Origin of the sequence: Virgisporangium aurantiacum, assembly GCF_016863635.1 — a bacterium.
Lineage (GTDB): Bacteria > Actinomycetota > Actinomycetes > Mycobacteriales > Micromonosporaceae > Virgisporangium > Virgisporangium aurantiacum.
In genome coordinates this window covers 68,487-86,427 of the sequence record NZ_BOPG01000083.1, presented here as the reverse complement: position 1 = coordinate 86,427, position 17,941 = coordinate 68,487, and the positions used below count along the sequence as shown (strand labels likewise).

The window sequence follows — 17,941 nt, the reverse complement described above, 5'->3', positions numbered from 1 at the left end:
CTCCGTTTGCCGGTGCACCGCAGGTGGTTGACCGTCGTACATCAAGACGTATACGATTTCGCGCCATGCTGGTCGACGCCCCCGCCACCCCGCATCACCTGCCCGTGACCCTGCTCCGGTTCGGCACCCGGTTCGCGCTCGTCGGCGTCTGGCTGCTGTTCGTCGTCGTCTACGCGCTGCTGCTGCCCGACACGTTCCTGACGTCGGGCGCGTTCCGCACCATCTTCGGCAGCCAGCAGCCACTCGTGTTCCTCACCGCCGCGCTGCTCTGCACGATCCTGGTCGGCGAGTTCGTCGACATGTCGGTGGCGTCGAACTTCGGGCTGGCGGCGATCTCGGTGACCGTCCTCAACGTCAACCACGACTGGAACGTCTGGGCGGCGTCGCTGCTGGCGGTCGCGGTGTCGGCAGCGGTGGGCGCGCTCAACGGCTGGCTCGTGGTCAAGCTGGGCGTCAACACCATCGTCGTCACGCTGGGCATGGGCACGTTCCTGCTCGGCATCGCCCTCTGGATCAGCGACCTCACGCCGGTGAGCGGGCTGCCCGCCTCGTTCAAGCAGATCGCACTGCTCGACGTCGGCGGGCTGCCGATCAGCTTCTTCCTCGGCCTCGTGCTGATGGTCGCCTTCTTCTACCTGCTGCGCTTTACGCCGCTCGGCCGCAACATGCGTTTCGTCGGGGAGAGCCGCGAGGTGAGCCGCCTCGCCGGCGTCCGCGTGACGCGGGTGCGCATCGGCGCGTTCACGGCCGCCGGCCTGATCGCCGGCGTCGGCGGTGTGCTCGCGGCGGCGGCGACCGGCGGGTTCGACCCCAACGTCTCGAACGCCTACCTCCTGCCGATGTTCGCGGCCACCTTCCTCGGCACCGCGATCATCGAACCCGGCCGGTTCAACCCGCTCGGCACCCTCATCGCCGTCTACTTCCTCGCCACCGGCGTCCTCGGCCTGCAACTGCTGGGCGCGACGTCGTGGGTGTCCAACGTCTTCTACGGCGGGGTGCTGGTCGTCGCCGTCACCATCACCACCCTGCTGCACGCGAGATCCCGATCCCACTGAAAGGAGTCCCCCATGAACCCGCGCATGGTCGCCACCGTCGGGACCCTCCTGATCGCCGCCGCACTGACCGCCTGTGACTCCGGAACCGACGCCGACGCACCGGCGTCGACACCCGCCGGCGAAAAGACCGGGCTCGCCGCCGAGGTCGACAAGCTCACCAGGCCGCTCGACGCGTACCCGGTGCCTACTGCCAAGATCGACAACGCGCGCTCGCTCGCCGGCAAGACCGTCTACTACGTGCCGATCACCATGCAGTCCCCGCAGTTCAAGGTGACCCTGTCGACGCTGACCAAGGCGTTCGACACCGTCGGGATCAAGGTCCAGTCCTGCGACGGCAAGGGGACGCCCACCGACGTCAGCGCCTGCATCACCCAGGCGACCGACCGGAAGGCCGCCGCGATCGTCACCGACGCGGTGCCCTACGTCATCGCGGCCAACGCGTTCGGCGCGGCGCAGGCCGCCGGAGTACCGGTGATCATCAGCAACCAGATTCCCGACAACGCCCGCCCGGCCTCCAAAACGCTCGCCTACATCCCCGCCGGCGGCGGCCCGATGCAGGAGGCGCTGGCCAAATGGGTCACCGTCGACTCGGGCGGCACGGCGAAGGTGCTGATCAACCAGGGCACCGACGGACCGGCGCCGGCCGTCTTCGTCGGCCAGGGCAAGGCGGTCTACGAGCAGTCCTGCCCGAACTGCAAGATCACGATCAACCAGGTGAGCTCGGCGAACTTCTCGCTGATCCCGTCGTCGACCAGTTCCGCGCTGCTGAAGAACCCGGACATCACCTACGTCGAGTCGCAGTTCGAGCAGTACCTGCAGCCGACGCAGACCGGAGTGCAGCAGGCCTCGAAGATCGGCTCGGTGAAGGGCCTGACCGGTTCGGTGCAGCTCGGCGGGCTGCAGGCGCTCGCGTCCAAGAATTTCCTCAACGCGGCGGCCGGCCAGGCCTCGGCGTTCCAGGGCTGGGTCGACGCCGACGCGGCGATGCGCCTCATCCTCGGCACCGAGCTGCCCCAGTACACGATCCCGGTGCGGCTTTTCACCCGCGAGTCGATCGGTTCGGTGAAGCTGACCGCGGAAGCCGAACAGTCCGGTGAGTGGTACGGGCCCACCACGTTCACCGACGAGTTCAAGAAGATCTGGGGCGTTTCGTGAGCGGTGCTCCACGCCTGTCGGTGGAGTCGTTGTCGATGACGTTCGGCACCGCCCGCGTGCTGAAGGACGTCTCCCTGCAGGTGCGCGCCGGCGAGATCCACGGGCTGATCGGGCAGAACGGGTCCGGCAAGTCGACGCTGGCCAAAGTGCTCACCGGCATCCACACGCCCGATCCGGGCGCGCGGGTGGCGGTCGACGGAACCGACCTGCGCCTGCCGGTGCGGCCGGGCGAGATCCGGACCCGGGGCGTCGCCGTGGTGCACCAGACGCTCGGGCTCGTCCGCGACGCCAGCGTCGTGGAGAACATGCGCATCGGGCGGCTGACTGCGTCGCGGTTCCTGCGCCGGATCGACTGGCACCGCGAACGGGCCGCCGCCACCGAGGTCTTCGAGCGGCTCGGCCGGGTCGTTCCGCTCGACGCGCCGGTCGGCACCCTCCGGGAGGACGAACGGGCGACCGTCGCCATCGCCCGGGCGCTGCAGGACGTGCACGCCGGCACCGGCCTGATCATCTTCGACGAGTCGACACGGGCGCTCAGCCGCCCGGCGCTGGAGCACTTCTTCACGATCCTCGACGAGATCGTGGCCACGGGCACCGCGGTCCTGCTGATCACCCACCGGCTGGAGGAGGTCGTCGACGCGGCCGACCGGGTGACGGTGCTGCGCGACGGCGCCGTGGTCGAGGGCGGCCGCGAGCTGGCGGGCACGAGCGAGGCGGACCTCACGGCCATGATGCTCGGTCGCAACCTCATCGACCTGGAGAACCGCGGCACCGCCGAGATCGCCGCCGGCGCGGCGCCGGTGCTGATCGAAGCGGTGACCGGCCGGCGGGCCCGGAACGTCTCGTTCGCCGTGGCGCCCGGCGAGGTCGTCGGGCTCACCGGGCTCGGCGGTTCCGGTTACGACGACGTGCCGTACCTCATCAGTGGCGCCTCGCCCGCCTCCGCCGGCACGGTCTTCTTGTCCGGCGCGGAGCTGCCGCTCGCCGGCCTCACGCCGTCCGCCGCGATCCGGGCCGGGATCGCGCTGGTGCCGGAGGGCCGCGAGCACTCCGGGCTGGCCATGGCGATGACGGTCACCGAGAACGTCACGTTCCCGCAGACCGCCCGGGCCGGCCGGGCCCTGCTGCCGGTCCGCCGTCCGCGGGAGAAGGCCCTGGTGGCCGACTGGATGACCCGGCTCGACGTGCAGCCGCGCGAGCCGCGCATGGTGGTGGGCACCCTGAGCGGCGGCAACCAGCAGAAGGTGCTGCTCGCCAAGTGGCTGGCCCTGGGCCCGGCGCTGCTCGTGCTGCACGAGCCCACCCAGGCCGTCGACGTCGGTGCCCGGCACACGATCGTCGCCACCATCCGGGCGGCGGCCCACGCCGGCTGCGCCGTCGTCGTGGCCGGGTCCGACGAGAACGAGTTGTCGCTGCTGTGCGACCGGGTCCTCGTCTTCGCCGACGGCGAGATCCAGAAGGAGCTCAGCGGCGAGCTCACCCCCGACGAGATCGTCCACGCCATCTACGCCACGGGGACGCGTGCGCCGTTGCGGCGCCGCCTTGAGAAGGGACTGACATGACCGTCGTCGACATCAACATCCATCACCTGCCCGAGGACCTGTTCACGAACCAGAAGATCCTCGACGGCTTCCTCTACAGCGCGCCGCGCGGCTTCGGCGAGATCGCGCGGGTCGAGACGATGGACAGCGGCAAGAAGCACCTGATCCTGGAGAAGCCGGCCGGCTACCAGAACCTCAACTACGTCGAGGGCGACTACTCCGCCGAGGCCAAGCTCGCGGCCATGGACGACGCCGGCGTCGACTACGGCATCATGCGGGTACCGGTCTGGCAGGAATGGCTGGCGTTGGACACCTGCAAGGCGGTCAACGACAACGCTTTTTCGATCGTGAAGCGGTCCAACGGGCGGCTGTTCGCGACCGCCTGCGTGCCGCCGTGGGGCGGCAAGGAGAACACCTACGAGCTCGAACGCTGCGTGAACGAACTCGGCGCGGTGGGCGTCCAACTGGCCTGCCACTACGGCCAGCTCTACCTCGACGACGAGGTCTTCGAGCCCTATCTGAAGGTCATCGAGCGGCTGAACGTCCCGGTGATCGTGCACCACACCCCGCTGCCGGTGGAGTGGCGGTCGGTGATCGACTACACCAACCTGCGGCGCGAGTACGGCCGCATCGTCGACCAGGCCACCGCCGTCGGCCGGGAACTGTTCAGCGGCATGTTCGACCGGATGCCCGGGCTGCGGTTCGTCCACACCATGCTCGGCGGGAACTGGTTCGCCAACACCGCGCTGCTCACCCCGCACGCGTCGGGCAAGAACGAGTCGCTGCAACGGCTCGACCCGACCGGCGGCGAGAAGATCCGCGGCTACCTGGCGAACAACATCTTCTTCGACCTCACCCACCCGCACTCGTGGGGCAAGGACCAGGTCGAGTGCGCGCTGAAGGTCAACGGCGCCGACCACTACCTGTTCGGCTCGTCGTTCCCGGTGTTCTATTCGTGGATGAGCCAGGGCGTGGACTTCGTGAAGAACACCCTCGAGATCAGCGACGCCGACCGGGACCTGGTTCTCTCCGGGAACGCCAAGCGGATCTTCGATCTCCCGATCGGCTGAGGGACACACGTGGACGAGTTCCTCCATACCGACCGCACCAGCGGCCGGGAGGCGGCGGTCGACCTCCCGGAGGACAGCTACCTCGGGTATCTCTTCGAACCCGACGACCCGAAGGTCGCCCGGTACCGGGGGATGACCTACGAGGAGTTCGGGCGCGACCGCGTCTCGGCGCCGTTCGTGCAGGACCTGCTGGCGTACTGGAAGGGGTTGTACGAGGAGCCGTTCGTCGGCGTCACGTCCGACGGGGTGGCGCGGCGCGGCCTCTACCCGCTGCGTCCGGCCGAGGCCGACCCGGCGCCGGTCGAGGCGGCTCGTGCGGCGCTCGACCTCCTGACCGCGGCGGAGCGCGACCGGTTCACCTACCCGGTCGACGCGCCCGAGTGGCGGGCGTGGAGCAACCCGGAGTTCGTCGTCCACCGGGTCGGGTTGCGCCTGGAGGACCTCGAACCGGACGTGGCCGACGCGATCCTCGCCGTCGTGCGGGCGTCGCTGAGCCCAGCGGGGTGGACGCTCGTCAGCGGGGCGATGTCGCTGAACGGGTACCTCGGTGAGCTGGTCGGGCTGCCCACGGTGATGAACGACCGCAGCTACTGGGTCTCCCTCTTCGGCACGCCGTCGCCCGACGGGCCGTGGGGGTGGCAGCTGTTCGGGCATCACGTGGCCGTCAACTTCGTCTCCGTCGGTGGCCGGCACGTGATCGCGCCGGTGTTCATCGGCGGCGAGCCGGCGCTGTCGGACGGGCGTCCACCGCTGTTCGCGGCCCGGGAGGCCCGCGCCCTCGAACTCGCCGCCTCGCTGACGGAGGAGCAGCGCGCCGACGCCGTCGTCTACCATTCCGTGCTCGACCCGGCGATGCCGGCCGACCGGCTGCACCCCGCCGACGAGCGGCACCTGGCCGGCGCGTTCCGCGACAACCGCGTGATCCCGTACGAGGGCATCCGCGCGACGGGGCTCACCGATGTGCAGCGAGGGCTGCTCCGTGGCATCGTCGAGGACTTCCACCTGCTGCTGCGACAACCGCACCGGGACGCGACGATGGCCGACTACGACGCGCACGTCGACGAGACGTGGTTCTGCTGGTACGGCGCGACCGACGGGTCCCAGCCGTTCTACCTCCGGATCCAGAGCCCGGTGGTCCTGGCCGAACTCGACCACCATGCCGGGGTGTGGCTGACCAACCGGCTCCCGGCGCGTTTCCACGTGCACACGATCCTGCGCCTGCCGAACGGCAACGACTACGGCCGCGCGTACCTCGAACAGGACACCCATGCCTGAAGATCTGCTCGCCAAGCTCCGGGCCGCACCCGTGGCCGGGCTGTCCGCCCAGCTCCGCAAGCGGGGGCTGAACAACGTCACCGTCGACGGCGTGCGGCCGCTGGTGCCCAGCACGAAACTCGTCGGCCCGGCCCGGACGTTGCGGTTCGTGCCGAACCGCGAAGACCTGTTCGACGCGCACGGCGCCGGCTACAACGTGCAGAAGCGCACGTTCGACACGGTCGAAGCGGGCGAGGTCATCGTGATCGAGGCCCGGGGCGACACGACCGCGGCGACGCTCGGCGACATCCTCGCGATCCGCGCGCACGCGCGCGGCGCGGCCGGGATCGTCACGGACGGCGCCGTGCGCGACGCCGACGCGGTCGCCGCCGTGGGTATCCCGGTCTTCACCGGAGGCGCCCATCCGGCGGTGCTCGGCCGGCGGCACGTCCCCTGGGACAGCGGCATCACCATCGCCTGCGGAGGCACGACCGTGCAACCGGGTGACATCATCGTCGGTGACTCCGACGGGGTGATCGTCCTCCCTCCCCGGCTGGCTGAGGAGGTCGTCGACGCGGCCCTCGCCCAGGAGGACGAGGACGCATGGATCGCCGAGCAGGTGGCGGCGGGCAACCCGGTCCGGGACCTGTTCCCGATGAACGCCGAGTGGAGGGCGAGGTACGAGTCATGGCGCCAGAAGCGGTGAAGAGCGTTCAGACGGTCAGCAAGTCCCAGCGGGCCTACGCGTGGATCAAGGGCCAGATCACGAGCTCCCAGTTCACCCCCGGGTACCGGCTCGTACTGCCGGCCATCGCCAAGGAGCTCGACATGAGCGTCGTGCCGGTGCGGGAGGCGATCCGGCAGCTGGAGGCCGAGGGGCTGGTGACGTTCGAGCGCAACGTCGGCGCACGGGTCTCGATGGTCGACGACACCCAGTACCGGTACACGATGCAGGTCATCACGATCGTGGAGAGTGCGGCCACGGCGCTCGCCGCGCCCCGACTCACCGCCGACGACCTGCGACGCGCCCGGGCCGTGAACGACGTCATGGTCGCGAGCCTGGACCGCTTCGAACCGCGCACGTTCAGCGTCCTGAACCAGGAGTTCCACGCGATCCTCTACTCGAAGTGCGGCAACCCACGCCTGATCGAGATGGTCGACGCCGAGTGGACGCGCCTGAACCACATGCGGTACTCGATCTTCGAGTTCGTCCCGGAACGGGCGCGGGAGTCGGTCCGTGAACACGAGGAGATCGTGACGCTGATCGAGAACGGCGCACCGGTCACGACGATCGAGGACGCCGTGCGGCGTCACCGCAAGGGCACGCTCGCCGCGTTCCTGACGCACGAGCACCCGGACGAGACCCCGGCGCTGTGACGGGCTCGCAAGCGACTGAGGAGAATCGATGCTGCCCGCCGAGACGATAACGGCGATCGCGGAGGAGCTTGCCGGCGCCGGTCGCGCGCGCAACCTGATCCCGCGGATCACGGCCCGCTACCCGGACGCCACCGTCGAGGACTCGTACGCGATCCAGGGCGTGTGGCGCGACCGGAACCTGTCCGCCGGGCGCCGGCTGGTGGGTCGCAAGATCGGCCTCACCTCGAAAGCCATGCAGGCGGCCACCGGTATCTCCGAGCCCGACTACGGGGTCATCTTCAACGACACCGTGTGGGAGAACGGCGCCCTGATCCCGTTCGACGCGTTCTCCAACGTGCGCGTCGAGGTCGAGATCGCGTTCGTGCTGTCGGCGCCGCTCGCCGGTCCGAACTGCACGCTCATCGACGTGCTGCGGGCCACGGAGTACGTCACGCCCGCGCTGGAGATACTGAACTCCCGCATCGAACTCGAGGGCCGCACGATCGTCGACACGATCGCCGACAACGCCGCCTACGGCGGCATGATCCTGGGCGGCACGCCGCGCCGGCCCGACGAGGTCGACCTGCGCTGGATCCCGGCGATGCTGTACCGCAACGAGTCCATCGAGGAGACCGGTGTCTCCGGCGGGATCCTCAACCATCCGGCGACGGGCGTAGCGTGGCTGGCGAACAAATTCCACCAGCACGGCGCCCGCCTGGAGGCGGGTGAGATCATTCTGGCGGGCTCGTTCACCCGTCCGGTGTGGGTCTCACGCGGCGACACCGTGCTGTGCGACTACGGCTCGATGGGGACGATCTCATGCCGCTTCGTCTGAACCCGCCGATCCGCGCCGCCCTGGCCACGGCCACCCGTCCCCTGTTCGGGATATGGGTGTGCTCGGGCAGCCCGGTCGTGGCGGAGATCTGCGCCGGCAGCGGGCTCGACTGGATCCTCATCGACATGGAACACGGCCCGAACAGCCTCCCGTCGGTGCTTGCCCAACTGCAGGCCGTGTCCGCCTATCCGGTCGCGGCCGTGGTCCGCGTGCCGAGCACCGACGCCGTCGTCATCAAGCAGGTGCTCGACCTCGGCGCCCAGACCCTGATCGTCCCGATGATCTCCTCTGCCGCCGAGGCGCAGGCCGCCGTCGCCGCCGCGCACTACCCCCCGCGCGGCGGCCGGGGGATCGGCTCGGCGCTCGCCCGCTCGGCCCGCTGGAACCGGGTCGAGGGCTATCCGACCGACGCCCACGAGCACGTGTCGCTGATAGTGCAGATCGAGACCGCGGCCGGCGTGGCGGCGTCCGCCGAGATCGCGGCCGTCGACGGCGTCGACGGCGTTCTGGTCGGGCCCTCCGACTTGGCCGCCTCCCTGGGCAGGCCCGGCGAACAGGCCCACCCGGAGGTGGTCGCGGCCGCGCTGAGCGTCGTTGCGACAGCGCGGGCGGCCGGTGTCGCCGTCGGGGTGAACGCGTTCGACCCCACGGTGGCCGACGTGTATCTGGAAGCCGGGGCGTCCTTCATGCTCGTCGGTGCCGACGTCACCCTGCTGGCGCAGGGCTCCGATGCCCTCGCGGCCCGCTACCTCGACACCCCGGACGCCGCCGGTGCGGCCGGCCCCGCGATCCTGGAGACGTGACCGGCCCCGGGGCATCGTCAAGTCGTGATGCTCGATGACGCCGAACTCGTGTTGAACGCGAAGTCCACAGCGTCACTCCTCAGCAGATCGGCCCCGTCTCCGTGCCGCCGGACCGCGCTGAGCATTGCTGACGATGGATATGGTCGTGGCCGGGATCGGGAGGTATGCATTGCGATGATCGGGGTGCGACTGCTGGGGCCGGTCGAGATCGACGTCGATGGCCGGACGATCGACGCGGGGCCACCGCAGCGGCGGCTCGTCCTGGCCGCTTTGGCGGCACATCCAGGGCGACCGGTGACCGTCGAGACGCTCATCGACCGCGTCTGGGACACGGCTCCGGACGGTGCCCGCCGGACGTTGCACGTGCAGGTCGCCCACATCCGACGCATGCTGCGGCAGGCCGATCCCGCTCAGGCCGACGACGTGCTGCGCCGCCGCTCCGGCGGCTACGTGCTCGACCTCGCACCCGACCACGTCGACACGGGTCGCTGGCATCAGCTGTTGAACCGGTCGCGGGAGCCGGACCGCACCGACGCCGACCGGGGTCGGGTGCTGGGTGAGGCGTTGGAACTGTGGCGCGGCGAGCCGCTCGCCGGTCTGTCCGGAGAGTGGGCGGCCCGCACCCGTGAGGCACTGCGCCAGCAATACCTTCAGTCGGTCGTGGACTGGGCAGATGCCGTCCTGCGCAGCGGAGTGCCGGGCCCGGTCGTCACCCGGCTGACCGAGGTCGCCGGCGAGTACCCCCTCGCCGAGCCGGTCGCGGCGATGCTCGTCCGCGCCCTGCACGCGGCGGGGCGCTCGGCCGAAGCCTTGGTGCACTACGAGGCGGTGCGTCGGCGCCTGTCCGAGGAGTTGGGTACGGATCCCGGCCTTGAGCTGCGGGAACTGCACCGGACGGTCCTGCGCGGTGAGCCGGTGACGGCGGCTGTCGGCACAGGCCGTCTCGACCGTCCGGTACCCATGCAGCTCCCGGCGGACCTACCGGTTTTCGTGGGCCGGCAGGAGGAACTGGCTGCGCTGGAGATGACGGCGGCGGCGGAGAGAGGGGCGGTCGCCATCTCCGTCGTCACGGGACCGGGCGGCATCGGCAAGACGTCCCTGGCCTTGCACTGGGCGCATCGCAACCGTGCGCGCTTCCCGGACGGGCAACTCTTCGTCAATCTGCGCGGGTTCGACCCGTCCGGTCAGCCGGTGACACCGCAGACGGCGATGCGCGGATTCCTCGACGCGCTCGGGATTCCGGCCGCGTCGATCCCGGCCGACGCCGACGCCCGTACCGGCCTGTACCGGAGCCTGACCAATGACCGGCGGATGCTCGTCGTGCTCGACAACGCCCGCGACACCGAACAGGTCACCGCCCTGCTGCCCGGCTCGGGTAGCTGTGTCGTCGTGGTCACCAGCCGGCACACGTTGACCGGGTTGGTCACCGGGCACGGTGCCCGGGTGCTGCCGCTCGACGTCCTCACCGACGCGCAGTCCCGTCGGCTGCTGGCCGTCCGGATCGGTCCCGACCGTGTGACGGCCGAGCCCGCCGCCGCCGACGGCATGGTGTCCGCGTGCGGCGGGTTGCCGCTCGCGGTGGCGATCGCCGCCGCCCGCGCCGAGATCAACCCCCGGCTGGCGTTGGCCGTCGTCGCAACAGAACTGGCCGACACCACCACCCGACTGACCACCCTCGACGAGGGAACGGGTCTGCGCGCCGTCCTGTCCTCGTCGTACGACGCCTTGAGCGACGCCGAGGCCCGTCTGCTCGCCCTGCTCAGCCTTGTTCCGGCGGCGGACTTCGGCCTGGCCGCGAGCGCCGCGCTGGCCGACTTTCCGGTGCCCCGGCTGGCCGCACTGTTGCGATCGCTGGAGCGGCAGTCTCTGCTCAAGCAACACACCGCCGGCAGGTGGCAGATGCACGACCTGATCCACCTGTACGCCACGGAGCAGGCCGACCGTCGGCTCACGGGCCCGGAACGCCGAGAGGCGTTACGGAGATGGGTCGGCTTCTTCGTCGCCGCGGCGTATGCGGCCGGTCACCAGATCGTCCCGAACAGGTTGGTGCCGGGCTTCGATCCGCCCGACCTGGCCGTCGCGCCGGCCTTCACCGACGAGAAGGCCGCGCTGACCTGGCTCGTGGCGGAGCAGACCAATCTCATCGCAGCTCAGCAGCTTGCCGCCGCCGAGGGGTGGCATCCGGCCGTGTGGCGGCTCGCGGCCGACACGGTTCCACTACATAAACGCCGGGGCACCGCAGAAGACGAGGTGGCGATGTGGCGGGCCGCGCTGGAAGCGGCCCGGATCGCCGGCCACAGACCGGCTCACATGACCGCACAGCGCCTGTTGGGCGTCGCTCTTGCCTGGGCTGGTCAGCATGACCTGGCGATCGAACACATCCAACGGGCCCTGGCCGCCGCGGAGTACGCCGGCGACGTGCCGGCGCAGGCCCGTACGCATCGTGTGCTCCAGTACGTACTCGGCGAGCACGGCGATGCCGCCGCGGCCGCAGAGCACACCCGACGGGCCATTGAGCTGTTCGGACCGGACGAGTCGTCGCCACGACGCGCGGACCTGCTCAACGACCTCGGCGGTCACCTGACCCGACTGGGCCGGTACGAGGAGGCCCGAGAACACCTGCAGTCCGCGCTGGCCCTGGCCCGGCCGGACGACGCCTACAGCCGAGCTACCATGATCGACAACCTCGCCCGGCTGGAACAAGCAACGGGTCGGTACGAGGCGGCGACCGGCCTCTACCGGCAGGCGGTCGACCTGTACCGCAGCGTCGGCCACGACCTCTTCGAGGCGCAGAGCCTCGAAGGACTCGGCGAGGCGCTGCTGGCGCTCGACCGGACCGAGGAAGCCCGAACCTGCTGGGGGCAGGCGCTCGACCTCTACCGCCTATATCACCGGCTCGTTGAAGCAGCCGAGATCAGCCGACGGCTCGACACGGTCACAGCCGGCACAATGGCGTCGACCACCCGATGCGATGGTCCTGGTTGAGCACGGACCGGTGCGTCGCCTGCAGTTCACTGCCGGGTTCGATTCCGAGCTCGTCGTGCAGCGTGGCGCGCGCCGCCCGGAAGACCTCCAGCGCGTTGGCCTGCCGTCCGCTCCGGTACAGCGCCAGCATGAGCTGGCCGCGGAAGCGTTCGTGGTACGGGTGTTCGGCGACCAGCTCCGTCAGCTCGGCCACGACGTCGGCCGCGGCACCCAGTTGAAGGTCGGCTTCGATGCGTTGCTCGAGGACGCGGAGGCGTCGCTCCCGTAGCCGTTGTACGTCACCGGTGAACGCGGCCACCTCGCCGAGGTCGGCGAACGGGTCGCCCCGCCACAGTTTCAACGCCCGCGCCAGCTCTCGCCGGGCCAGCCGGGGATTTCCGGCGCTGAGCGCTGTATCGCCCCGACCGGCCGCCCGGTCGAACGCGTTCAGGTCGATGTCGGCGGTGTCGAACTGGAGGCGGTAGCCCGAGCCGGTGCGCACGATGGACCGGGCGCCGAGCACCCGTCGCAGGTCGAACAGGTACGTGCGGAGATTGCAGGCCGCTGACCGTGGCGGCGACTGGCCCCAGATGACGTCGACGAGATCGACCACGCTGACCGAGGTGCAGACACGTCGGGCGAGCGCCGCGAGGAGCAGTCTCCGCTTACGCGACCCGATCGGCACCGACGTCCGGTCGTCGAGCAGTTCGACGGTTCCGAGCAGGTTGATCCTCATGACCCGGAGCCTCACAGGCCCACCTGAGGGAGCTTCCTAACAAGTTGTTAATGGCGACCGCCCGGGTCATCTCCGGGGCGGTGCGGTGCTCTGCCGGACGACGAGCCTGGTGGCCAATTCGAGTCCCGTCTGCGGGGCCCGTTCGCCGCGGGCCAGGGCCAGCGCCAGTTCGGTGGCCGCCGCGGCCATCTCGGTGAGCGGTTGGCGCACTGTGGTCAGCTGCGGGTCGACGACGGTGGCGAGGGGCAGGTCGTCGAATCCGACCACGCTGACGTCGGTCGGGATCCGCAGGCCCAGCTCCCGGGCCGCGCGGTAGACGCCCAGGGCCTGCAGGTCGTTGCCGGTGACGATGGCCGTCGGGCGGTCAGGGCGGCTCAGCAGGTCCAGCGCCGCCGCGTGGCCGGCGTCCACGGTCACGGCGGTGCGCACCACCACGGCGGGTCCGGCGGACTCCATGGCCGACCGGTAGGCGTCGAGTCTGGCCTGGAAACAGAGAAAGCCTTCGGGACCGGCGATCGTGGCGATGCGCCGGTGTCCGAGGTCGAGCAGGTGACGGGCGGCGGTGCGGCCACCGGTCCAGTTGGTGGCGCCGACGAATGGGCTCTCGGCCGGTGGCTCGTTGACCGGATCAAGGACGACGAAGGGGATTCCCTTGGCCCGCAACTGTTCCCGCTGTTCCTCGGACAGTTGGGCCACGGTGACCACGCAGGACGGGCGCCGGGCGACGGTGTCGTCGATCCAGTAGCGGATGGCGCTGCGTTGGGGACCGAACTCGGTGAGCACGACGCCGACGCGGTGTTCCCGGGCGACCCGCTCGACGCCGCGGATGATCTCCAGACCCCACATGTGTTCCAGCTCGTCGAAGACGAGTTCGACCATCCGCCGGCCCAGGACGGGCCGGGGCTTGCGGTAGCCGGTCTGGTGGATGAGGGCCTCGACGCGGGCGCGGGTGTCCGACGACACCCCGGAGTGTCCGTTGAGAACCTTGGACACGGTGGGGACCGATACGCCGGCGGACTCGGCGATGTAGGCGATGGTGACCGGCCGGACCGATTCGTCGTCAGTCACTCCGTGCTCCCTCGTAGTCGAACCAGTCGACGTGGACGGTGCCGGCCGTGGCGTACACGCCGATGACTCGGCCGGTGAAGCCGCCGGCAACCTCGGTCGACAGGTACCGGCCGTCGAGGGTGGCGAGGTAGTAGTCCTCCCCCACCCGGCAGATGCTGGGATCCGGATGGGATCGGGGATCACCGGGTTGGCGATGTCAGTCCGCAAGCTGCTGTCCGATTTGGTGAGAAACTTTCCTGACCGGCTGCACACAGCCTAAGGATCGTTGCACGGTCGGTCAACGCATTGACGGTCGTCGAGGTAAAGCGTACGGTTCCGGGTCAGAAACTTTCGGCTCCAGTTTCTAGAAACTTCCCCGTGGCCGAGCGCTCCGGTGCCGCTCCTCCCACAGCTCACCACGCCAGGGGTCCCACCCCTCCCGCCGTCCCCGAGGAGTGTCCTGATGAGTGTGCGCAGACTACGAACGTCACGCAGACGGGTCGGCGTCATTGCCGCCGCCGTCGCGGTACTCCTGCTCGGCGGCGTGATGATGGCGGTCAACGCCGGCGCGGCGGCCGCGGGATGCCGGGTCGCGTACACGGTCGCGTCGCAGTGGCAGGGCGGGTTCACCGCCAACGTCGCCGTCACCAACCTCGGCGACCCGGTCAACGGCTGGCGGTTGGCATGGACCTTCCCGTCGGGCCAGCAGGTGACCCAGGCGTGGAACGCGAGCGTCAGCACCTCCGGCGGGCGCACCACGGCCACGAATGCCAGCTACAACCCGGCCATCCCCACGAACGGAAGCGTCTCGTTCGGGTTCAACGGTTCGTGGGCCGGCAGCAACGCCGCACCGACGTCGTTCGACCTCAACGGTGTGACCTGCACCGGCAACGTGGGCCAGCCCTCCCCGTCGTCCTCGTCGTCGACGCCGCCGCAGCCGGGTGACGCGATGGCCACCGTCGCGGCGATGCAGCCCGGAACGAACATCGGCAACACCCTCGACGCCATCCCCGACGAGACGTCGTGGGGCAACCCGCTCATCACCCGGGAGCTGCTGCGCCACTACCGGTCACAGGGATACCGCAGCGTCCGGCTCCCGGTCACCTGGACCAACCACCACGGCCCCGCACCGGACTACACCATCGACGCCGCCTGGCTGGCACGCGTGCGCCAGGTGGTCGACTGGGCCCTGGCCGAGGACCTGTACGTGCTGCTCAACCTCCACCACGACTCCTGGCAATGGATCAACACCTATCCGAGCGACAAGGCCAATGTCCTCGCGAGATACCGCGCGCTGTGGACGCAGATCTCGACAACGTTCCGCGACCACCCGCAGCGGCTGACGTTCGAGAACATCAACGAACCGCAGTTCGCCAACAGCACCGACGACCAGAGCTACCCACTGCTGCACGAACTCAACGTCGACTTCGTCAACCTCGTACGCCGCACCGGCGGAAACAACGCCACCCGCGTGCTCGTGCTGCCGACCCTGTTCACCAACGCCGACCAGCCCAAGCTCGACGCGCTGCTAGCGACCATCAACGGGCTGAACGACCGCAACCTCGCCGCCACCATCCACTTCTACGGATTCTGGCCGTTCAGTGTCAACAACTCCGGCTTCACCCGCTACAACGCCGAAGTCGAACAAGATCTCATCGGCACGTTCGACCGGGTGTACAACACGTTCGTCGCCCGACGCATCCCGGTCATCATGGGCGAGTGGGCGGTGCTGAATTACGACCACAACCGGCCCGGTGTGCAGAACCGCGGCGAACTCCTGAAGTTCTTCGAAGCGGTCGGGTACCAGGCGCGCATCCGTAACGTCACCACGATGCTGTGGGACGCGGGACAGTTCCTCAACCGTCAAACCCTGCAGTGGCGCGACCAGGGCCTGTTCGACCTCATGAAGGCCAGTTGGACCACCCGGTCGGCCACCGCCTCGTCTGACCAGGTGTTCGTGGCTCGCAGCACCGCCGTCACCAACAGGTCATTGACCCTGAACCTCAACGGCGCGTCGTTCCAGGGTCTACGGCACGGGAACACGAACCTGGTCGACGGAACCGACTACACCGTGTCCGGATCCACGCTCACCCTCACCGCGAGCGCACTGACCCGGCTACTCGGTGACCGGTCGTACGGCGTGAAGGCCGCTGTCGAGGCGCGCTTCTCCCAGGGTGCGCCGTGGCAGATCAGCGTCATCAGCTACGACACCCCCATCGTGGCCAATGCCAACGGGACGACGAGCGCGTTCGCGGTTCCCACCCAGTTCCGCGGCGACATCCTGGCCACCATGGAGGCGAAGTACGCCGACGGCACTCCTGCGGGTCCGCTCAACTGGACCACCTACAAGGAGTTCTGGACCCACGTCCAGCCCGACTACACCGCCGGCACCCTGATCCTCAAGCCGGAGTTCTTCGCGGAGGTCACCGACGGCGCCCGCGTGACCCTCACGTTCCACTTCTGGAGCGGCGCGCAGGCGACCTGCCACGTCACGAAGTCCGGCACCACGGTCACCGGCACCACCACCTAACGCCGCGACGATCGCGGTAGCCGAACGCGCGGCGGACCTCATCCGCGGCAACACGCGGTGAGGTGGGCGCGTCCCGCAGGTGGATCTTCAGCAGATTCAACGCGGCGTCGGTCGCCTTGGCCGGACCGAGTCTGGTGACAAGACGGTGCCGTCGTGCTGAACGCCAGGACCGGCCTGAAGTATCGCCGCCCTTCGGCGGTACTCGCCTGGAGGCATGCCGTACTCCGCCTGGAAGACCCGGTTGAAGTATCCGGCGTCGCGCAATCCCCAACGCGCCGCGATGGCACTGACGGGCTTCGCGGCATGGGCAGGGTCGATCAGGTCCTGTCGGCAGCGGGCGAGGCGGCGGGCTCGGATCAGACCGGCCACGGTGGTTCCTTCGTCCTGGAAGAGCTTGTGCAGGTGGCGTGGGGAAATGTGGTGTCGGGCCGCGATGAACGGTGGTGCGAGGTCGGGGTCGCCGAGGTTGCTTTCGATGTAGGCGCGGATGTGCAGCACCAGTGCGCTCCGTCGCGATTCGGGCGCAACCGCGGCGGCCCGGTCTATTCGTGTCGCGAGTGTTGCCGTGATCAGGTCGAGGACCGAGGTGCCGATTCTCGCTCCTCGCTGCCCGTCATAGGCGTCCAGGTTCCTGGCCACCTCACGGACGACGCTAGTGATCAACGCAGCACCCGGCAGCGTTGAGTCGAAGGTCATTCCGGCGAGCGAATTGATGTCCTTGTCACGAAGCGGCAGCAGCGCCCGGGGGAACATGACGATGGCCAGATCGAGCCGTTGCGCTGCGATGCGATGTGGCTGGCCGGTGTCGACGAAGGTGAACGTGTTCTCGTCGAGGGCTGCTTGCTGATCGGCCTGTTCGACAGCGAATCGCCCGGACAGCGGGACGTCGATCTTGCACAACTCCGGATCGGACTGACGAAGCTGCGTCACCCCTCGTGCGGCCCTACCCCCGGTCCAGCTGATCCTCAAGATCCGCAACGCGCCGGCGTCCGCCATCCCGACCTGGTCACGGTCTTCCAGCACCATGCCTGCGGGATTCCCATAGGAAACGACCGAGTCGCCGACGAAGCTGACGAATGACTCTGCCCGCTCCGACGGCGCCAAGTCGGCCGCGCGCCAGACCGTGGGCACTCTCAGTGCATACCACTCCGCTGTCGCCGTGTCACCCCTTCTGTCCTATTCGTACAGACCGCTCGGCCCGATACGGGCAACGGTGTGCGCCCGAATCCAATGGTCGAGCACTGCGCTCCAACGACCGCGCGAGGTGCTCGTGCTGACACTTGAGCGCGGCATCGAGGCAGGCCGGCGCGATCGGATACAGACTCCGGCTGCCTGGAGCCTCCAGAGCCACGAGGAGGATTGGATGTTGTCTCTGCTGCCTTGTCCAGACCCGGTCTGCCGCGCGCCCGCTGAGATCACTTACAGGGTCACTCTCATGTCGACCCACGGCCCCGTCCCGCACGTGAAGACACAGTGCATACGCAGACACATCTTCGTGATGCCACTTCCGACCGGACTCGCAACCCCCGGTACTTCTTCCGAGCCCAGCTCGGTGCAATCTGTCCATTGACAGACTTCATCATCCGCTGAGGATG

At 69.3% G+C, this 17,941-nt stretch carries 15 protein-coding genes; 11 read left to right on the top strand and 4 right to left on the bottom strand.

Features of this window, described 5'->3' with window-relative positions:
* The first annotated feature begins 65 nt into the window (after positions 1 to 65).
* The 10 genes from Vau01_RS51640 (at position 66) to Vau01_RS51595 (ending at position 12,054) form a co-directional block, all read left to right on the top strand.
* Positions 66 to 1,055, top strand: coding sequence for an ABC transporter permease (locus tag Vau01_RS51640; protein WP_204008761.1), 990 nt, complete (start codon positions 66 to 68; stop codon positions 1,053 to 1,055).
* A 12-nt stretch (positions 1,056 to 1,067) separates the two neighbouring features.
* Positions 1,068 to 2,210 carry a sugar ABC transporter substrate-binding protein gene (locus Vau01_RS51635; protein ID WP_204008759.1) on the top strand — a complete coding sequence of 381 codons (1,143 nt, stop codon included), beginning with the start codon at positions 1,068 to 1,070 and terminating at the stop codon, positions 2,208 to 2,210.
* Positions 2,207 to 3,772 (top strand): sugar ABC transporter ATP-binding protein, encoded by a 1,566-nt coding sequence (locus Vau01_RS51630; RefSeq protein WP_204008757.1) that lies wholly within the window; start codon positions 2,207 to 2,209, stop codon positions 3,770 to 3,772. Before Vau01_RS51635 ends, Vau01_RS51630 begins: the two co-directional genes overlap by 4 nt.
* Positions 3,769 to 4,821 (top strand): amidohydrolase family protein, encoded by a 1,053-nt coding sequence (locus Vau01_RS51625; RefSeq protein ID WP_204008755.1) that lies wholly within the window; start codon positions 3,769 to 3,771, stop codon positions 4,819 to 4,821. Before Vau01_RS51630 ends, Vau01_RS51625 begins: the two co-directional genes overlap by 4 nt.
* Before the next feature lie 9 nt (positions 4,822 to 4,830).
* A complete protein-coding gene (locus Vau01_RS51620; protein WP_204008753.1) occupies positions 4,831 to 6,096 on the top strand; it encodes a DUF3500 domain-containing protein in 1,266 nt (421 codons plus the stop codon).
* Positions 6,089 to 6,781: an RraA family protein gene (locus Vau01_RS51615; RefSeq protein ID WP_204008751.1), complete on the top strand. Its 693-nt coding sequence runs from the start codon at positions 6,089 to 6,091 to the stop codon at positions 6,779 to 6,781. Before Vau01_RS51620 ends, Vau01_RS51615 begins: the two co-directional genes overlap by 8 nt.
* Positions 6,763 to 7,452 (top strand): GntR family transcriptional regulator, encoded by a 690-nt coding sequence (locus tag Vau01_RS51610; RefSeq protein WP_204008749.1) that lies wholly within the window; start codon positions 6,763 to 6,765, stop codon positions 7,450 to 7,452. Before Vau01_RS51615 ends, Vau01_RS51610 begins: the two co-directional genes overlap by 19 nt.
* A 28-nt stretch (positions 7,453 to 7,480) precedes the next feature.
* Positions 7,481 to 8,266: a fumarylacetoacetate hydrolase family protein gene (locus tag Vau01_RS51605; RefSeq protein WP_204008747.1), complete on the top strand. Its 786-nt coding sequence runs from the start codon at positions 7,481 to 7,483 to the stop codon at positions 8,264 to 8,266.
* Positions 8,251 to 9,069: an HpcH/HpaI aldolase family protein gene (locus Vau01_RS51600; RefSeq protein ID WP_204008740.1), complete on the top strand. Its 819-nt coding sequence runs from the start codon at positions 8,251 to 8,253 to the stop codon at positions 9,067 to 9,069. Before Vau01_RS51605 ends, Vau01_RS51600 begins: the two co-directional genes overlap by 16 nt.
* Positions 9,070 to 9,243: 174 nt before the next feature.
* A complete protein-coding gene (locus Vau01_RS51595) occupies positions 9,244 to 12,054 on the top strand; it encodes an AfsR/SARP family transcriptional regulator (RefSeq protein ID WP_204008738.1) in 2,811 nt (936 codons plus the stop codon).
* Here the strand turns inward: Vau01_RS51595 and Vau01_RS51590 are convergent.
* The 3 genes from Vau01_RS51590 to Vau01_RS51580 form a co-directional block, all read right to left on the bottom strand.
* Positions 12,005 to 12,769 carry an AfsR/SARP family transcriptional regulator gene (locus Vau01_RS51590; protein ID WP_204008736.1) on the bottom strand — a complete coding sequence of 255 codons (765 nt, stop codon included), beginning with the start codon at positions 12,767 to 12,769 and terminating at the stop codon, positions 12,005 to 12,007. The two genes, Vau01_RS51595 and Vau01_RS51590, sit on opposite strands and share 50 nt — an antisense overlap.
* A 66-nt stretch (positions 12,770 to 12,835) precedes the next feature.
* Positions 12,836 to 13,837, bottom strand: a complete 1,002-nt coding sequence (locus tag Vau01_RS51585) for a LacI family DNA-binding transcriptional regulator (protein ID WP_204008734.1) — start codon at positions 13,835 to 13,837, stop codon at positions 12,836 to 12,838.
* Positions 13,830 to 13,982: a beta-xylosidase family glycoside hydrolase gene (locus Vau01_RS51580; protein WP_239152649.1), complete on the bottom strand. Its 153-nt coding sequence runs from the start codon at positions 13,980 to 13,982 to the stop codon at positions 13,830 to 13,832. The genes Vau01_RS51585 and Vau01_RS51580 overlap by 8 nt, the downstream gene beginning before the upstream one ends.
* Before the next feature lie 297 nt (positions 13,983 to 14,279).
* Here Vau01_RS51580 and Vau01_RS51575 point away from each other — a divergent pair, with 297 nt between their 5' ends.
* Positions 14,280 to 16,346, top strand: coding sequence for a cellulase family glycosylhydrolase (locus Vau01_RS51575; protein WP_204008732.1), 2,067 nt, complete (start codon positions 14,280 to 14,282; stop codon positions 16,344 to 16,346).
* A 96-nt stretch (positions 16,347 to 16,442) separates the two neighbouring features.
* Here Vau01_RS51575 and Vau01_RS51570 read toward each other — a convergent pair whose 3' ends face one another.
* The gene (locus Vau01_RS51570) at positions 16,443 to 17,477 is read right to left on the bottom strand and encodes a helix-turn-helix domain-containing protein (protein WP_204008730.1); all 1,035 of its coding nucleotides are present in this window, start codon (positions 17,475 to 17,477) and stop codon (positions 16,443 to 16,445) included.
* Between the last annotated feature and the right edge of the window lie 464 nt (positions 17,478 to 17,941).

Excerpts from the sequence above, each read along its gene's own strand:
- Vau01_RS51640 (WP_204008761.1), top strand. The coding sequence starts at position 66 with ATGCTGGTCGACGCCCCCGCCACCCCGCATCACCTGCCCGTGACCCTG.
- Vau01_RS51635 (WP_204008759.1), top strand. The coding sequence starts at position 1,068 with ATGAACCCGCGCATGGTCGCCACCGTCGGGACCCTCCTGATCGCCGCC.
- Vau01_RS51625 (WP_204008755.1), top strand. The coding sequence starts at position 3,769 with ATGACCGTCGTCGACATCAACATCCATCACCTGCCCGAGGACCTGTTC.
- Vau01_RS51615 (WP_204008751.1), top strand. The coding sequence starts at position 6,089 with ATGCCTGAAGATCTGCTCGCCAAGCTCCGGGCCGCACCCGTGGCCGGG.
- Vau01_RS51610 (WP_204008749.1), top strand. The coding sequence starts at position 6,763 with ATGGCGCCAGAAGCGGTGAAGAGCGTTCAGACGGTCAGCAAGTCCCAG.
- Vau01_RS51605 (WP_204008747.1), top strand. The coding sequence starts at position 7,481 with ATGCTGCCCGCCGAGACGATAACGGCGATCGCGGAGGAGCTTGCCGGC.
- Vau01_RS51600 (WP_204008740.1), top strand. The coding sequence starts at position 8,251 with ATGCCGCTTCGTCTGAACCCGCCGATCCGCGCCGCCCTGGCCACGGCC.
- Vau01_RS51595 (WP_204008738.1), top strand. The coding sequence starts at position 9,244 with ATGATCGGGGTGCGACTGCTGGGGCCGGTCGAGATCGACGTCGATGGC.
- Vau01_RS51590 (WP_204008736.1), bottom strand. The coding sequence starts at position 12,769 with ATGAGGATCAACCTGCTCGGAACCGTCGAACTGCTCGACGACCGGACG.
- Vau01_RS51575 (WP_204008732.1), top strand. The coding sequence starts at position 14,280 with ATGAGTGTGCGCAGACTACGAACGTCACGCAGACGGGTCGGCGTCATT.